Here is a 13,803-nt window from a genome sequence, read left to right on the forward strand (position 1 = left end):
AATGAAGACAGTTCAATTTTTTTGGAATTATTTTAAAGTTTATAAGCTATCATTTGTAGTTGTTATCCTGATGATTGTTCTGGCGACTCTTGCCCAAGCTCTCTTTCCGGTCTTTTCTGGACAAGCAGTGACGCAACTAGTTAATTTAGTCCAAGCTTATCAAGATGGCAATCCAGAACTTGTTTGGCAAAGCCTATCAGGAATCATGGTCAATCTTGGTCTGCTGGTTTTGGTTTTATTTATTTCTAGTGTCATATACATGTGTCTCATGACGCGCGTGATTGCAGAATCGACCAACGAGATGCGCAAAGGTCTCTTTGGTAAGCTTGCTCAGTTGACGGTTTCTTTCTTTGACCGTCGACAAGATGGCGATATCCTGTCTCATTTTACCAGTGATTTGGATAATATCCTCCAAGCCTTTAACGAAAGCTTGATTCAGGTCATGAGCAATATTGTTTTATACATTGGTCTGATTCTTGTCATGTTTTCGAGAAATGTGACGCTGGCTCTTATCACCATTGCCAGCACCCCATTGGCTTTCCTTATGCTGATTTTCATCGTGAAAATGGCACGCAAATACACCAATCTCCAGCAGAAAGAGGTAGGGAAGCTCAACGCCTATATGGATGAGAGTATCTCAGGCCAAAAAGCCGTGATTGTGCAAGGAATTCAAGAGGATATGATGGCAGGATTTCTTGAACAAAATGAGCGCGTACGCAAGGCAACCTTTAAAGGAAGGATGTTCTCAGGAATTCTGTTCCCTGTCATGAATGGGATGAGTCTGGTTAATACAGCCGTCGTTATCTTTGCTGGTTCGGCCGTTCTATTAAACGATAAGACTATTGAAACAAGTACAGCCCTAGGTTTGATTGTGATGTTTGCCCAATTTTCACAGCAGTACTACCAGCCTATTATTCAAGTTGCAGCTAGTTGGGGAAGTCTTCAGTTGGCCTTTACAGGGGCTGAACGGATACAGGAAATGTTTGATGCAGAGGAAGAAATCCGACCTGAAAAGGCTCCAATCTTCACTCAGTTGCAAGAAGGTGTTGAAATCAGTCATATCGATTTTTCATACTTGCCTGATAAACCTATTTTGAAAGATGTCAACATTTCTGCCCCTAAAGGCCAGATGACTGCAGTTGTTGGGCCAACGGGTTCAGGGAAAACCACTATTATGAACCTTATCAATCGCTTTTATGATGTTGATGCTGGCGGTATTTATTTTGATGATAAAGACATTCGTGACTATGATTTAGATAGTCTTAGAAGTAAAGTGGGAATTGTCTTGCAAGATTCCGTTCTTTTTAGCGGAACCATTCGAGACAATATCCGTTTCGGTGTGCCAGATGCCAGTCAGGAAATGGTTGAGTCAGCAGCCAAAGCAAGCCACATTCACGACTATATCGAAAGTTTGCCTGATAAGTACGATACTCTTATTGATGATGAGCAGAGTATCTTCTCGACAGGGCAGAAGCAATTGATTTCCATTGCTCGAACCCTGATGACAGATCCAGAAGTTCTCATTCTCGATGAAGGCACTTCAAACGTAGATACGGTGACAGAAAGCAAGATTCAGCATGCCATGGAGGCAGTTGTAGCAGGCAAAACCAGTTTCGTTATTGCCCACCGCTTGAAAACTATTCTCAATGCTGATCAGATTATTGTCCTTAAAGATGGAGAGGTCATTGAACGTGGTAACCACCATGAACTCTTGAAACTAGGTGGATTCTACTCAGAACTCTATCACAATCAATTTGTTTTTGAATAAGAAAGAAGTTGTCCTATGGGGCAGCTTTTTCTTGTCCATAAAAAATTTTTATCACAGTCTTAAAAAAAACATATTAGACGAAAGACGCTTTGAGTGATATGATAGGACTATCGTTATACTCAATGAAAATCAAAGAGTAAACTAGGAAGCTAGCCNNCATATATACGGTAAGGCGATGCTGACGTGGTTTGAAGAGATTTTCGAAGAGTATTAATATTCGAAAGGAGAGACATCATGCCTAGAACCGTTGTAGGAGTTGCTGCAAATCTATGTCCCGTAGACACAGAAGGCAAAAACATTCATTCATCTGTATCTTGTAGATTCGCAGAGAGCATTCGTCAAGTCGGTGGTCTCCCTCTAGTTATTCCTGTTGGTGATGAGTCAGTTGTACGCGATTATGTAGAAATGATTGACAAATTGATTTTGACAGGAGGCCAAAATGTTCATCCTCAGTTTTATGGAGAGAAAAAGACCATCGAGAGCGATGATTATAATCTGGTCCGTGATGAATTTGAATTGGCACTCTTGAAAGAAGCACTCCGTCAGAATAAACCAATTATGGCAATCTGTCGCGGTGTTCAACTTGTCAATGTTGCCTTTGGTGGAACCCTCAATCAAGAAATCGAAGGTCACTGGCAAGGACTACCTTTCGGAACATCTCACTCTATTGAGACAGTGGAAGGAAGCGTGGTTGCCAAGCTATTTGGAAAAGAAAGTCAGGTCAATTCCGTCCATCGTCAGAGTATCAAAGAATTGGCATCTAATTTCCGTGTAACTGCTATTGATCCGAGAGATCAAACCATTGAAGCGATTGAATCTATCGACGAACACCGCATTATCGGTTTGCAGTGGCATCCAGAGTTTCTGGTTAATGAAGAAGATGGTAATTTAGAATTATTTGAGTATTTATTGAATGAACTGTAACGACTGGAACATCTAGTCGTTCTTTCTTTTATTTTTTCAAAATTTTTGGAATGTGACATTTTTACGCAAACGTTTGAATTCTGATAAAAATTGGAGAAATTCGACAAAAAAGCTTGAAAAAAACGAAGGTAAGCGTTATGATAGAAAAGAAGAAATATTGGAGGAATAACATGTCACATATTAAATTTGATTATTCAAAAGTTTTAGACAAATTTGTTGCACCACATGAAGTGGAATACATGCAATCACAAGTAACAGCAGCAGATGAATTGATTCGTAAAGGAACTGGTGCTGGTAGCGACTTTTTGGGATGGTTGGACCTTCCTGAAAACTACGACCGCGAAGAATTTGACCGTATCTTGAAAGCTGCTGAGCAAATCAAATCAGACAGCGATGTTTTAGTTGTGATCGGTATCGGTGGATCTTACCTTGGTGCCAAAGCAGCAATCGACTTCTTGAACCACCACTTTGCAAACTTGCAAACAAAAGAAGAACGCAAGGCTCCACAAATCCTTTACGCAGGAAACTCAATCTCATCTACTTACCTTGCTGACTTGGTAGAGTACGTAGCTGATAAAGATTTCTCAGTAAACGTGATTTCTAAATCAGGTACAACAACTGAACCAGCGATTGCTTTCCGTGTCTTCAAAGAACTTTTGGTTAAGAAATACGGTCAAGAAGAAGCCAACAAACGTATCTATGCAACAACTGACCGCCAAAAAGGTGCTGTTAAGGTTGAAGCAGACGCTAACGGTTGGGAAACATTTGTTGTTCCAGATGACATCGGTGGACGCTTCTCAGTATTGACAGCTGTTGGTTTGCTTCCAATCGCAGCATCAGGAGCTGACATCAAAGCCCTTATGGAAGGTGCGAATGCAGCTCGCAAAGACTACACTTCAGATAAAATCTCTGAAAACGAAGCTTACCAATACGCAGCAGTTCGTAACATCCTTTACCGTAAAGGCTATGCAACTGAGATCTTGGTAAACTACGAGCCATCACTTCAATACTTCTCAGAATGGTGGAAACAATTGGCTGGTGAGTCAGAAGGAAAAGATCAAAAAGGTATCTACCCAACTTCAGCTAATTTCTCAACTGACTTGCACTCATTGGGTCAATTTATCCAAGAAGGAACTCGTATCATGTTTGAAACAGTAGTCCGTGTTGACAAACCTCGCAAGAACGTGATTATCCCTAGCTTGGAAGAAGACCTTGATGGACTTGGTTACCTTCAAGGAAAAGACGTTGACTTTGTAAACAAAAAAGCGACTGACGGTGTTCTTTTTGCCCACACAGATGGTGACGTACCAAACATGTACGTGACTCTTCCAGAGCAAGATGCTTTCACTCTTGGTTACACAATCTACTTCTTCGAATTGGCTATCGCTCTTTCAGGTTACTTGAATGCTATCAACCCATTTGACCAACCAGGTGTTGAAGCTTACAAACGTAACATGTTTGCCCTTCTTGGAAAACCAGGATTTGAAGAATTGAGCAAAGAACTTAACGCACGTCTATAATAGAAGAAAAGAGTGGTTTGTCCACTCTTTTTACTCTCTTTATTCATAGAAATTGGACTCAGCCAAGACTTGTGATATAATATAGAGAGCAAAAAGGCAGACGCCTAGAGACTTTATAGGAGAAACTATGTCAAAAGATATCCGCGTACGTTACGCACCAAGTCCAACAGGACTACTACACATCGGGAATGCCCGTACAGCATTGTTTAATTACTTGTATGCGCGCCATCATGGTGGAACATTTCTCATTCGTATCGAAGATACTGACCGTAAACGCCATGTCGAGGATGGTGAACGTTCACAACTTGAAAACCTTCGCTGGTTAGGCATGGATTGGGATGAAAGTCCAGAATCACATGAGAATTATCGCCAGTCTGAGCGTTTGGACTTGTATCAAAAATACATTGACCAACTATTAGCTGAAGGAAAAGCCTATAAATCTTACGTTACAGAAGAAGAGTTGGCAGCTGAACGCGAACGCCAAGAAGTAGCTGGCGAAACACCACGCTACATCAATGAATACCTTGGTATGAGTGAAGAAGAAAAAGCAGCTTACATCGCAGAACGTGAAGCAGCAGGGATCATCCCAACGGTTCGTTTGGCTGTCAATGAGTCAGGTATCTACAAGTGGCATGATATGGTCAAAGGTGATATCGAATTTGAAGGTGGCAATATCGGTGGTGACTGGGTTATCCAAAAGAAAGACGGTTACCCAACATACAACTTTGCCGTTGTCATCGATGACCATGATATGCAAATTTCTCACGTAATCCGTGGAGACGACCACATTGCTAATACACCAAAACAGCTCATGGTTTATGAAGCACTTGGTTGGGAAGCTCCAGAGTTTGGTCACATGACCTTGATTATCAATTCTGAGACTGGTAAGAAGTTATCTAAACGTGATACCAACACCCTTCAGTTTATCGAAGACTACCGTAAAAAAGGTTATTTACCAGAAGCAGTCTTTAACTTTATTGCTCTTCTTGGTTGGAACCCAGGTGGTGAAGATGAGATTTTCTCTCGTGAAGAACTCATTAAACTTTTTGATGAAAACCGCCTCAGCAAGTCACCAGCAGCCTTTGATCAGAAAAAACTAGACTGGATGAGCAATGACTATATCAAGAATGCAGACCTAGAAACTATCTTTGAAATGGCAAAACCATTCCTAGAAGAAGCAGGTCGATTGACTGACAAGGCTGAAAAATTAGTTGAGCTCTATAAACCACAAATGAAATCAGTAGATGAGATTATCCCATTGACAGACCTCTTCTTCTCAGACTTCCCAGAATTAACTGAGGCTGAGAAAGAAGTCATGGCAGGTGAAACAGTCCCAACAGTTCTTGAAGCCTTCAAAGCAAAACTCGAAGTGATGACAGATGATGAATTCGTGACAGAGAATATCTTCCCACAAATTAAAGCAGTCCAAAAGGAAACAGGTATTAAAGGGAAAAATCTTTTCATGCCTATTCGTATCGCAGTTTCAGGTGAAATGCATGGACCAGAATTACCAGATACAATTTTCTTGCTTGGACGTGAAAAATCAATCCAGCATATCGAAAATATGTTAAAGGAAATCTCTAAGTAAGAAGGGTACAATAATGGACATCTGGGAAAAGATGTACGAAGAAGCACAGAAACTATACAATCCACATGAAGTATCAGACTTTGTTTATGCCAATCATGTTGTAGCTGCAGTAGAAGCAGAAGATGGACAAATATTTACAGGTTTCTGTATGGAGGGAACCTGTGGTGTTTTCCATCTCTGTGCAGAACGGGCGGCCCTCTTCAATATGTACCAATTTTCAGGACAAACTAAGGTTAAGAAAGTATTAGCCTTTCGAGATAAAGCACCTTATGGTGGAAGTTCAGGAATGCCCTGTGGCGCTTGCAGAGAATTCCTTTTAGAGTTGAACGCTGAAAATAAAGATGCAGAATTCATGATGGACTACGATACAAGAAAGACAGTGAAAGTCGCAGAACTAATGCCCTATTGGTGGGGAGAAGAACGTGCTTCTAAGTTTAATAATCAATAGAAGAGTCAGTATAATTCTGGCTCTTTTTACTATAATTTGAAAAACTGTACTTGAAAAGAATTGAAAAATTGAAAAAATGAAAAAAGTTTAAAAAAGTAGAAAATCTAATTGCTACTGCTATTTCCGGTGGTGTGGCAGGCATTGGTAATTTGGTAAAGAAAAAAGGATTGGCAGTTGCTAAAGCTACTTTAAGTAGGGTAGCTAAAAAAGCTGCTATTCGTTTAGGCATTTATAGCAATCGGTTAGCTGAACTTCTTGAACGTATATTTGATTATATTAACATTTTCTACAATGTAGGTTATGCGGTAGCTCAATGGGTTGATGCTAGGGATGTATATCCAAATAATGGACGGATTAATTTCTGGGCTTAAATCTATGTGTAAGATTTTATTATCTTTGTTTTCTTATTTCATTTGCTAGCACATTACATTTTTGGATTTGATCAGTTGAGTGTTACCCAATTATTATTATCTTCGATTTTTGTTGCAGGTATCAGAAAAATTGGAGATGAGTCATAAGAGAGAAGGCAGAAGTTAGAGATTAGCTTCTGCTTTTTTATCTATATTGCTTTACCGGTAAACGAAAAAGTTAAAAATATCACAAAAAATCTTGAACAAGCAAATGAAAAGGTTTACAATTATATTATAAATAGTACAAATAAAAAAACGGAGGAGTGCTTTATGAAAGCCTATACTTATGTTAAACCAGGACTTGCTTCTTTTGTTGACGTTGACAAACCAGTTATTCGCAAGCCAACAGACGCTATTGTGCGTATCGTAAAAACCACTATTTGTGGAACAGACCTCCATATCATTAAAGGAGATGTTCCTGCTTGTCAAAGTGGTACCATTCTTGGCCACGAAGGAATTGGGATTGTTGAAGAAGTTGGAGAAGGAGTTTCTAACTTCAAAAAAGGCGACAAGGTCTTGATTTCTTGTGTCTGTGCCTGTGGTAAATGCTACTACTGTAAAAAAGGAATTTATGCCCATTGTGAAGACGAAGGGGGCTGGATTTTCGGTCACTTGATTGACGGTATGCAGGCTGAGTATCTACGTGTCCCTCATGCAGATAACACTCTTTACCACACTCCAGAAGACTTGTCAGATGAAGCCTTGGTTATGCTATCAGACATTCTGCCTACTGGATATGAAATTGGTGTCTTAAAAGGGAAAGTAGAACCTGGTTGTAGCGTAGCCATTATCGGTTCAGGTCCAGTTGGATTGGCTGCTCTATTGACAGCTCAATTCTATTCACCAGCCAAATTGATTATGGTGGACTTAGACGATAACCGCTTGGAAACTGCTTTATCATTTGGTGCGACTCACAAGGTTAATTCTTCAGACCCTGAAAAAGCCATTAAAGAAATTTATGATTTGACAGATGGCCGTGGTGTAGATGTCGCTATTGAAGCTGTTGGTATTCCTGCAACATTTGATTTCTGTCAAAAGATTATCGGTGTAGACGGAACAGTTGCCAACTGTGGTGTACATGGTAAACCAGTTGAATTCGATTTGGATAAACTTTGGATTCGCAACATCAATGTAACAACTGGTTTGGTATCTACAAATACAATTCCACAATTGTTGAAAGCTCTTGAAAGTCATAAGATTGAACCAGAAAAACTGGTAACTCACTATTTCAAACTCAGTGAAATTGAAAAAGCCTACGAAGTCTTCAGTAAAGCAGCAGACCACCATGCCATTAAGGTCATTATCGAAAACGATATCTCAGAAGCCTAAGTAGTAAAAATATTTTTGTACATAAGTAAATAGAAATTCAGTCATCCATCAGATGGCTGGATTTTTTATCAAAAAATTAAGAAATGAGCATATTTCTTTCCTTGTCTGGCGGAATTGGTTATAATATATGGTACAAAGGAATGAATGAATATGTATCGTGTTATAGAAATGTACGGAGATTTTGAACCCTGGTGGTTCTTAGAAGGTTGGGAAGAAGATATTGTAGCAAGTAAGAAATTTGACCAGTATTATGATGCTCTCAAATACTACAAGACTTGCTGGTTTAGATTGGAACAAGAATCCCCTCTTTATAAAAGTAGAAGGGACTTGATGACCATTTTTTGGGACCCGGAAGATCAACGCTGGTGTGATGAATGTGATGAGTATTTACAACAATACCATTCTTTGGCTCTTTTACAGGATGAGCAGGTTATTCCAGATGAAAAACTACGTCCAGGCTATGAAAAACAAACAGGTAAGGAAAGGCACCGTTCTTGCCGTATGAAAGTAAAATAGAGAAAAAGTAACTTTTTGGAGTTGCTTTTTTATTTTTTCCAAATCTTTGCGAATAGTATAGGTGAGGAGGTAGGTATGGTTCAAGAAATTGCACAAGAAATCATTCGTTCGGCCCGGAAAAAAGGAGCGCAAGATATTTATTTTGTCCCTAAGTTAGATGCCTATGAGCTTCATATGAGGGTAGGAGACGAGCGCTGTAAAATTGGCTGTTATAACTTCGAAAAATTTGCGGCCGTCATCAGTCACTTTAAGTTTGTGGCGGGTATGAATGTGGGAGAAAAGCGACGTAGTCAACTCGGTTCCTGTGACTATGAATATGACCAGAAGATGGCGTCCCTACGTTTATCTACCGTAGGCGATTATCGAGGGCATGAGAGTTTAGTCATTCGCTTGTTGCACGATGAAGAGCAGGACTTGCATTTTTGGTTTCAGGATATTGAAGAATTAGGCAAGCAGTACAGGCAACGGGGACTCTATCTTTTTGCTGGCCCGGTTGGGAGTGGTAAGACGACCCTGATGCATGAATTGTCCAAGTCACTCTTTAAAGGACAGCAAGTTATGTCCATCGAAGATCCTGTCGAAATCAAGCAGGACGACATGCTTCAGTTGCAGTTGAACGAAGCAATCGGCCTAACCTATGAAAATCTCATCAAACTTTCCTTGCGTCATCGACCAGATCTCTTGATTATCGGAGAAATTCGGGACAGCGAGACGGCGCGTGCAGTGGTCAGAGCTAGTTTGACAGGTGCAACAGTTTTTTCAACCATTCACGCCAAGAGTATCCGAGGTGTTTATGAGCGTCTGTTGGAGTTGGGTGTGAGTGAAGAAGAATTGGCAGTTGTTCTGCAAGGAGTCTGCTACCAGAGATTAATCGGGGGAGGAGGAATCGTTGACTTTGCAAGCAGAGATTATCAAGAACACCAAGCAGCCAAGTGGAATGAGCAAATTGACCAGCTTCTTAAAGATGGACATATCACAAGTCTTCAGGCTGAGACGGAAAAAATTAGCTACAGCTAAGCAAAAAAATATCATCACCCTATTTAACAATCTCTTTTCTAGCGGTTTTCATCTGGTGGAGACCATCTCCTTTTTAGATAGGAGTGCTTTGTTGGACAGGCAGTGTGTGACCCAGATGAGTGTGGGCTTGTCTCAGGGGAAATCATTCTCAGAAATGATGGAAAGTTTGGGATGTTCAAGTGCCATTGTCACCCAGTTATCCCTAGCTGAAGTTCATGGCAATCTCCACCTGAGTTTGGGAAAGATAGAAGAATATCTGGACAATCTGGCTAAGGTCAAGAAAAAATTGATTGAAGTAGCGACCTATCCCTTGATTTTGCTGGGTTTTCTTCTCTTAATTATGCTGGGGTTACGGAATTACCTGCTCCCACAACTGGATAGTAGCAATATTGCCACCCAAATTATCGGTAATCTGCCACAAATCTTTCTAGGAATGATAGTTTTTGTTTCAGTAGGTGTCCTTTTAGCACTCACTTTTTATAAAAGAAGTTCTAAGATGCGCGTCTTTTCTATCTTAGCGCGCCTTCCCTTTATTGGAATCTTTGTGCAGACCTATTTGACAGCCTATTATGCACGTGAATGGGGGAATATGATTTCACAGGGAATGGAGTTGACGCAGATTTTTCAAATGATGCAGGAACAAGGTTCCCAGTTCTTTAAAGAAATCGGTCAAGATTTGGCTCATTCTCTCCAAAATGGTCGAGAATTTTCTCAAACTATAGGAACCTATCCTTTCTTTAAAAAGGAGTTGAGTCTCATCATCGAGTATGGTGAAGTCAAGTCTAAGCTGGGGAGTGAGTTGGAAATCTATGCTGAAAAAACTTGGGAAGCCTTTTTTACCCGAGTCAACCGCACCATGAATTTGGTGCAGCCACTGGTTTTTATCTTTGTAGCACTGATTATCGTTTTACTTTATGCGGCAATGCTCATGCCCATGTATCAAAATATGGAGGTAAATTTTTAAAATGAAAAAAATGATGACATTCTTGAAAAAAGCTAAGGTTAAAGCTTTTACACTTGTGGAGATGTTGGTGGTCTTGCTCATCATCAGCGTGCTTCTCTTACTCTTTGTACCTAATCTGACCAAGCAAAAAGAAGCAGTCAACGACAAAGGAAAAGCTGCTGTTGTTAAGGTGGTGGAAAGCCAGGCAGAGCTTTATAGCTTAGAAAAAAATGAAGATGCTAGCCTAAGTAAGCTACAAGCAGATGGGCGAATCACAAAAGAACAAGTTAAAGCCTATAATGAATACTATACTAAAAATGGAGAGGCAAATCGTAAAGTCAATGATTAAGGCCTTTACCATGCTGGAAAGTCTCTTGGTTTTGGGTCTTGTGAGTATCCTTGCCTTGGGCTTGTCCGGCTCTGTTCAGTTCACTTTTGCGGCAGTAGAGGAACAGATTTTCTTTATGGAATTTGAAGAACTCTATCGGGAAACCCAAAAACGCAGTGTAGCCAGTCAGCAAAAGACTAGTCTGAACTTAGATGGGCAGACCATTAGCAATGGCAGTCAAAACTTGACAGTTCCTAAAGGAATTCAGGCACCATCAGGCCAAAGTATTACATTTGACCGAGCTGGGGGCAATTCGTCCTTAGCTAAGGTTGAATTTCAGACCAGTAAAGGAGCGATTCGCTATCAATTATATCTAGGAAATGGAAAAATTAAACGCATTAAGGAAACAAAAAATTAGGGCAGTGATTTTACTGGAAGCAGTAGTCGCTCTAGCTATCTTTGCCAGCATTGCGCCCCTCCTTTTGGGACAAATTCAAAAAAATAGGCAAGAGGAAGCAAAAATCTTGCAAAAGGAAGAAGTCTTGAGGGTAGCTAAGATGGCCTTGCAGACAGGTCAAAATCAGGTAAACATAAACGGAGTGGAGATTCAGGTATTTTCTAGTGAAAAGGGATTGGAGGTTTATCATGGTTCAGAACAGTTGTTGGCTATCAAAGAGCCATAAGGTCAAGGCTTTCACCTTGTTGGAATCCCTGATTGCCCTTATTGTCATCAGTGGGAGTCTACTCCTCTTTCAAGCCATGAGTCAGCTCCTTATTTCAGAAGTTCGCTACCAGCGGCAAAGCGAGCAAAAAGAGTGGCTCTTGTTTGTGGACCAGTTGGAGGCAGAATTAGACCGTTCGCAATTCGAAAAAGTGGAGGGCAATCGTATCTATATGAAGCAGGATGGCAAGGAGATCGCTATGGGTAAGTCTAGGGCAGATGATTTCCGTAAAACGAATGCTCGTGGTCGAGGTTATCAACCTATGGTCTATGGGCTTAAGTCTGCGCAGATTACAGAGGAGGGCCAACTGGTACACTTTCGTTTCCAATTTCAAAAAGGATTAGAGAGAGAGTTTATCTATCGTGTGGAAAAAGAAGAAAGTTAAGGCAGGTGTTCTCCTCTATGCAGTCAGCATGGCAGCTATCTTTAGTCTTTTATTACAATTTTACTTGAACCGACAAGTCGCCCACTATCAAGACTATGCTTTGAATAAAGAAAAATTGCTTGCTTTTGCCATGGCCAAACGAGCCAAGGATAAAGCCGAGCAAGAAAGTGGGGAACAGGTTTTTAATCTGGGTCAGGTGAGTTATCAAAACAAGAAAGCAAGCTTGGTGACAAGGGTTCGTACGGATAAGAGTCAATATGAGTTCATCTTTCCTTCCGTCAAAATCAAAGAAGAGAAAAGAGAGAAAAAGGAAGAGGTAGCGACCGATTCAAGCGAAAAAGCGGAGAAGAAAAAATCGGAAAAGAAAGAGAACTCCTAGCCAATCAAGCTACTTTGTGCCAAACTAAAAATATGAAACATGATTTTAACCACAAAGCAGAAACTTTTGATTCACCTAAAAATATCTTTCTTGCAAACTTGGTTTGTCAAGCAGTCGAGAAACAGATTGATCTTCTATCAGACAAAGAAATTTCGGATGCTTTTTGTATGAATAATCGGGGTAGCTACCTATCCGAATTTTTAAATTTTCCTAGTACGAAGAAGTTACTAAGGAACATCGCGAAAGGTTCTCTTAATCAATCCAATATAAAGGCAAGGAGTAGTAAATACGAAACAAATTTTAAAATTTTTTAAATTGAAATTTGGCTTTTAACATGAGGGGTTTCCCTTCACCAAATTTGAGTCTGCCTATCCCTTGACTATTCTTTCCTTTCACAAACGAGTCGCTTATTCAATTATAAGTTTACGTGCTCCTAGTCACAGTTCTTGTGCTTGATGGAAAGAATGACACCTATAAAAATGCGAGGTAGTGGCTATGCCACTCACTTATTCACCTCCACGTGATTTGTAGTAGTGATAGACTTTCTCACTATTATTATAAAACAAAATAAAGAGCACACCACTTTTTCATTCTGTCTTGTGCCTTGAGTGAAACGAAAGGAATGAATTATAAACATAAAAGTTTAGTATATAGATTATTCCTCTCAAAATATGCAAATAAGCTAGGATACTAAATTTATAGCAGACTTAGTGAAAAGCAGAAACTAGAAATGATACTAGTTTCTGCTTTTCTCCATAATAATTAATTTCCCCTTTTTTCCTTCTAAATCTTTCTTCACAACAAAAAAACCTGAATTTCTATATGCTTTTTGAGCCAATATATTTTTTTCATTTACAGCCAATACAATATGGTTAATTTCTAATTTTAAAGTTGAGTCTATGAATTCAAATATTTTATTCAGAGCATTAGAACCATATCCTTGATTTCTGAAATTATCATCAATAGAAAATCCTCTAATAAGCGCATAATCTTTTTGATAATAGCCATACTTTTTAGGACCAGTGTTTAGGTGTAGGCAAAAAAATCCAATTACTTTATGTTCTTTATTAAGTATTACTATTGGGTATCTATACTTATCTTTTTTAGACTTTTCAATAATATTTTTTGGGGTATCAGTATGTGTAATATCATTTAAAGAATAAGAACTTAAAGAATGGTAATGGTCAACTTCACTATACAAAGATAATTTCATGATAATTAATTCCTTTCTCTTTATGTAAGATACATAACTAAATAGGACTCTAGGTATGTAGATTTTTTTATGAAATGTCCTATAAAAATCAGATATATTTAGAGTTATTACTTTAGTCCTTTATTTTCATTATTAGACTTCCTGCAAAACTAGAATCCTAGTTCATGATTGATAATACCAGCAATCAAATTCATTCGTAATCCGAAGCGTTTACGATGATTTCGATAGGTTGTTGAAAATATTTTAAACGTTTTCATAGTGAAATGAAATAAGAACAGGACAAATCAATCAAGACAGTCAAATCGATTTCTAA

The 13,803-nt window shown here is 39.3% G+C and carries 16 protein-coding genes and 2 pseudogenes; 16 read left to right on the top strand and 2 right to left on the bottom strand.

What is annotated here, in order from left to right; translation table 11 throughout:
- The first annotated feature begins 1 nt into the window (after position 1).
- The 16 genes and pseudogenes from patB to HT723_RS01880 form a co-directional block, all read left to right on the top strand.
- Positions 2 to 1,768 (top strand): multidrug efflux ABC transporter subunit PatB, encoded by a 1,767-nt coding sequence (gene patB, locus HT723_RS01805; protein WP_054393129.1) that lies wholly within the window; start codon positions 2 to 4, stop codon positions 1,766 to 1,768.
- A gap of 234 nt (positions 1,769 to 2,002) precedes the next feature.
- Positions 2,003 to 2,692 carry a gamma-glutamyl-gamma-aminobutyrate hydrolase family protein gene (locus HT723_RS01810; protein WP_023934053.1) on the top strand — a complete coding sequence of 230 codons (690 nt, stop codon included), beginning with the start codon at positions 2,003 to 2,005 and terminating at the stop codon, positions 2,690 to 2,692.
- Between the two features lie 170 nt (positions 2,693 to 2,862).
- Positions 2,863 to 4,212: a glucose-6-phosphate isomerase gene (locus HT723_RS01815; RefSeq protein WP_172934509.1), complete on the top strand. Its 1,350-nt coding sequence runs from the start codon at positions 2,863 to 2,865 to the stop codon at positions 4,210 to 4,212.
- Positions 4,213 to 4,339: 127 nt separating this feature from the next.
- Positions 4,340 to 5,800 (top strand): glutamate--tRNA ligase, encoded by a 1,461-nt coding sequence (gene gltX / locus HT723_RS01820; protein WP_100104832.1) that lies wholly within the window; start codon positions 4,340 to 4,342, stop codon positions 5,798 to 5,800.
- A gap of 13 nt (positions 5,801 to 5,813) precedes the next feature.
- Positions 5,814 to 6,248, top strand: coding sequence for a cytidine deaminase (locus tag HT723_RS01825; protein ID WP_023934276.1), 435 nt, complete (start codon positions 5,814 to 5,816; stop codon positions 6,246 to 6,248).
- Positions 6,249 to 6,379: 131 nt separating this feature from the next.
- Positions 6,380 to 6,619, top strand: coding sequence for a hypothetical protein (locus tag HT723_RS01830; RefSeq protein WP_000907298.1), 240 nt, complete (start codon positions 6,380 to 6,382; stop codon positions 6,617 to 6,619).
- 309 nt (positions 6,620 to 6,928) lie between these two features.
- Positions 6,929 to 7,987 (top strand): zinc-dependent alcohol dehydrogenase family protein, encoded by a 1,059-nt coding sequence (locus tag HT723_RS01835; RefSeq protein ID WP_172934510.1) that lies wholly within the window; start codon positions 6,929 to 6,931, stop codon positions 7,985 to 7,987.
- Between the two features lie 150 nt (positions 7,988 to 8,137).
- Positions 8,138 to 8,503, top strand: a complete 366-nt coding sequence (locus HT723_RS01840; RefSeq protein ID WP_000286404.1) for a DUF1033 family protein — start codon at positions 8,138 to 8,140, stop codon at positions 8,501 to 8,503.
- Positions 8,504 to 8,578: 75 nt separating this feature from the next.
- Positions 8,579 to 9,520, top strand: coding sequence for a competence type IV pilus ATPase ComGA (comGA, locus tag HT723_RS01845; RefSeq protein ID WP_000249547.1), 942 nt, complete (start codon positions 8,579 to 8,581; stop codon positions 9,518 to 9,520).
- Positions 9,468 to 10,484: a competence type IV pilus assembly protein ComGB gene (gene comGB, locus HT723_RS01850; protein WP_166731556.1), complete on the top strand. Its 1,017-nt coding sequence runs from the start codon at positions 9,468 to 9,470 to the stop codon at positions 10,482 to 10,484. The genes comGA and comGB overlap by 53 nt, the downstream gene beginning before the upstream one ends.
- 1 nt (position 10,485) lies before the next feature.
- On the top strand, positions 10,486 to 10,812 hold the full coding sequence (comGC, locus tag HT723_RS01855) for a competence type IV pilus major pilin ComGC (protein ID WP_138700025.1): 327 nt from the start codon (positions 10,486 to 10,488) through the stop codon (positions 10,810 to 10,812).
- Positions 10,805 to 11,209, top strand: a complete 405-nt coding sequence (gene comGD, locus HT723_RS01860) for a competence type IV pilus minor pilin ComGD (protein WP_031233395.1) — start codon at positions 10,805 to 10,807, stop codon at positions 11,207 to 11,209. The genes comGC and comGD overlap by 8 nt, the downstream gene beginning before the upstream one ends.
- The gene (gene comGE / locus HT723_RS01865; RefSeq protein ID WP_188110999.1) at positions 11,172 to 11,474 is read left to right on the top strand and encodes a competence type IV pilus minor pilin ComGE; all 303 of its coding nucleotides are present in this window, start codon (positions 11,172 to 11,174) and stop codon (positions 11,472 to 11,474) included. Before comGD ends, comGE begins: the two co-directional genes overlap by 38 nt.
- Entirely contained in the window at positions 11,437 to 11,898 is a 462-nt protein-coding gene (comGF, locus tag HT723_RS01870) for a competence type IV pilus minor pilin ComGF (RefSeq protein ID WP_172934511.1), read from the top strand. Before comGE ends, comGF begins: the two co-directional genes overlap by 38 nt.
- A complete protein-coding gene (gene comGG, locus HT723_RS01875) occupies positions 11,876 to 12,277 on the top strand; it encodes a competence type IV pilus minor pilin ComGG (RefSeq protein ID WP_172923741.1) in 402 nt (133 codons plus the stop codon). Before comGF ends, comGG begins: the two co-directional genes overlap by 23 nt.
- Before the next feature lie 32 nt (positions 12,278 to 12,309).
- Positions 12,310 to 12,435 (top strand): annotated as a pseudogene (locus HT723_RS01880) (SAM-dependent methyltransferase); the annotation flags it as partial.
- A 578-nt stretch (positions 12,436 to 13,013) separates the two neighbouring features.
- Here the strand turns inward: HT723_RS01880 and HT723_RS01885 are convergent.
- Positions 13,014 to 13,490, bottom strand: coding sequence for a GNAT family N-acetyltransferase (locus HT723_RS01885; RefSeq protein WP_023935296.1), 477 nt, complete (start codon positions 13,488 to 13,490; stop codon positions 13,014 to 13,016).
- A gap of 149 nt (positions 13,491 to 13,639) precedes the next feature.
- Positions 13,640 to 13,747 (bottom strand): annotated as a pseudogene (locus HT723_RS01890) (IS5/IS1182 family transposase); the annotation flags it as partial.
- Positions 13,748 to 13,803 lie beyond the last annotated feature (56 nt).

This window comes from Streptococcus sp. 2106 (genome assembly GCF_013277315.1).
In the GTDB taxonomy this organism is placed as follows: domain Bacteria; phylum Bacillota; class Bacilli; order Lactobacillales; family Streptococcaceae; genus Streptococcus; species Streptococcus pseudopneumoniae.